This window comes from Streptomyces sp. Ru62 (assembly GCF_002920615.1).
Taxonomy (GTDB): domain Bacteria; phylum Actinomycetota; class Actinomycetes; order Streptomycetales; family Streptomycetaceae; genus Streptomyces.
Window position 1 is genome coordinate 1 of the sequence record NZ_PQSU01000083.1, and the last position, 2,709, is coordinate 2,709.

Below are 2,709 nucleotides of genomic sequence, written 5' to 3' on the forward strand. Positions count from 1 at the left end.
GGCCTATCAACCCAGTCGTCTACTGGGAGCCTTACCCCATCAAGTGGGTGGGAGTCCTCATCTCGAAGCAGGCTTCCCGCTTAGATGCTTTCAGCGGTTATCCCTCCCGAACGTAGCCAACCAGCCATGCCCTTGGCAGAACAACTGGCACACCAGAGGTTCGTCCGTCCCGGTCCTCTCGTACTAGGGACAGCCCTTCTCAAGACTCCTACGCGCACAGCGGATAGGGACCGAACTGTCTCACGACGTTCTAAACCCAGCTCGCGTACCGCTTTAATGGGCGAACAGCCCAACCCTTGGGACCGACTCCAGCCCCAGGATGCGACGAGCCGACATCGAGGTGCCAAACCATCCCGTCGATATGGACTCTTGGGGAAGATCAGCCTGTTATCCCCGGGGTACCTTTTATCCGTTGAGCGACGGCGCTTCCACAAGCCACCGCCGGATCACTAGTCCCGACTTTCGTCCCTGCTCGACCCGTCGGTCTCACAGTCAAGCTCCCTTGTGCACTTACACTCAACACCTGATTGCCAACCAGGCTGAGGGAACCTTTGGGCGCCTCCGTTACCCTTTAGGAGGCAACCGCCCCAGTTAAACTACCCATCAGACACTGTCCCTGATCCGGATCACGGACCCAGGTTAGACATCCAGCACGACCAGACTGGTATTTCAACGACGACTCCACAAACACTGGCGTGCCTGCTTCACAGTCTCCCAGCTATCCTACACAAGCCGAACCGAACACCAATATCAAACTGTAGTAAAGGTCCCGGGGTCTTTCCGTCCTGCTGCGCGAAACGAGCATCTTTACTCGTAGTGCAATTTCACCGGGCCTATGGTTGAGACAGTCGAGAAGTCGTTACGCCATTCGTGCAGGTCGGAACTTACCCGACAAGGAATTTCGCTACCTTAGGATGGTTATAGTTACCACCGCCGTTTACTGGCGCTTAAGTTCTCAGCTTCGCCCACCCGAAAGTGAGCTAACCGGTCCCCTTAACGTTCCAGCACCGGGCAGGCGTCAGTCCGTATACATCGCCTTACGGCTTCGCACGGACCTGTGTTTTTAGTAAACAGTCGCTTCTCGCTGGTCTCTGCGGCCACCCCCAGCTCACGGAGTAAATCCGATCACCAAGTGTGGCCCCCCTTCTCCCGAAGTTACGGGGGCATTTTGCCGAGTTCCTTAACCATAGTTCACCCGAACGCCTCGGTATTCTCTACCTGACCACCTGAGTCGGTTTAGGGTACGGGCCGCCATGAAACTCGCTAGAGGCTTTTCTCGACAGCATAGGATCATCCACTTCACCACAATCGGCTCGGCATCAGGTCTCAGCCGTATGCAAGGCGGATTTGCCTACCTTGCGGCCTACACCCTTACCCCGGGACAACCACCGCCCGGGATGGACTACCTTCCTGCGTCACCCCATCACTCACCTACTAACCGCTTGGTCCGGCGGCTCCACCACTTTCCATTCCCCGAAGGGTCCGGAACGGCTTCACGGCCTTAGCATCACGATGCTCGATGTTTGACGCTTCACAGCGGGTACCGGAATATCAACCGGTTATCCATCGACTACGCCTGTCGGCCTCGCCTTAGGTCCCGACTTACCCTGGGCAGATCAGCTTGACCCAGGAACCCTTAGTCAATCGGCGCAAACGTTTCTCACGTTTGTATCGCTACTCATGCCTGCATTCTCACTCGTCAACCGTCCACGACTACCTTCCAGTGCCGCTTCACCCGGCAGACGACGCTCCCCTACCCATCACAGCACCCGTTGGGGCTATACGCTGCAATGACACGACTTCGGCGGTACGCTTGAGCCCCGCTACATTGTCGGCGCGGAATCACTAGACCAGTGAGCTATTACGCACTCTTTCAAGGGTGGCTGCTTCTAAGCCAACCTCCTGGTTGTCTCTGCGACTCCACATCCTTTCCCACTTAGCGTACGCTTAGGGGCCTTAGTCGATGCTCTGGGCTGTTTCCCTCTCGACCATGGAGCTTATCCCCCACAGTCTCACTGCCGCGCTCTCACTTACCGGCATTCGGAGTTTGGCTAAGGTCAGTAACCCGGTAGGGCCCATCGCCTATCCAGTGCTCTACCTCCGGCAAGAAACACACGACGCTGCACCTAAATGCATTTCGGGGAGAACCAGCTATCACGGAGTTTGATTGGCCTTTCACCCCTAACCACAGGTCATCCCCCAGGTTTTCAACCCTGGTGGGTTCGGTCCTCCACGAAGTCTTACCTCCGCTTCAACCTGCCCATGGCTAGATCACTCCGCTTCGGGTCTTGAGCGTGCTACTAAAACGCCCTGTTCGGACTCGCTTTCGCTACGGCTTCCCCACCCGGGTTAACCTCGCAACACACCGCAAACTCGCAGGCTCATTCTTCAAAAGGCACGCAGTCACGAGAACAAGGCAAGCCTCGTTCCGACGCTCCCACGGCTTGTAGGCACACGGTTTCAGGTACTATTTCACTCCCCTCCCGGGGTACTTTTCACCATTCCCTCACGGTACTATCCGCTATCGGTCACCAGGGAATATTTAGGCTTAGCGGGTGGTCCCGCCAGATTCACACGGGATTTCTCGGGCCCCGTGCTACTTGGGTGTCTCTCAAACGAGCCGCTGACGTTTCGACTACGGGGGTCTTACCCTCTACGCCGGACCTTTCGCATGTCCTTCGCCTACATCAACGGTTTCTGACTCGTCCC

1 rRNA gene is annotated in these 2,709 nt (G+C 56.8%); it reads right to left on the bottom strand.

What is annotated here, in order from left to right:
* Positions 1–2,709: ribosomal RNA gene (locus tag C3492_RS43755) — 23S ribosomal RNA — on the bottom strand; the annotation flags it as partial.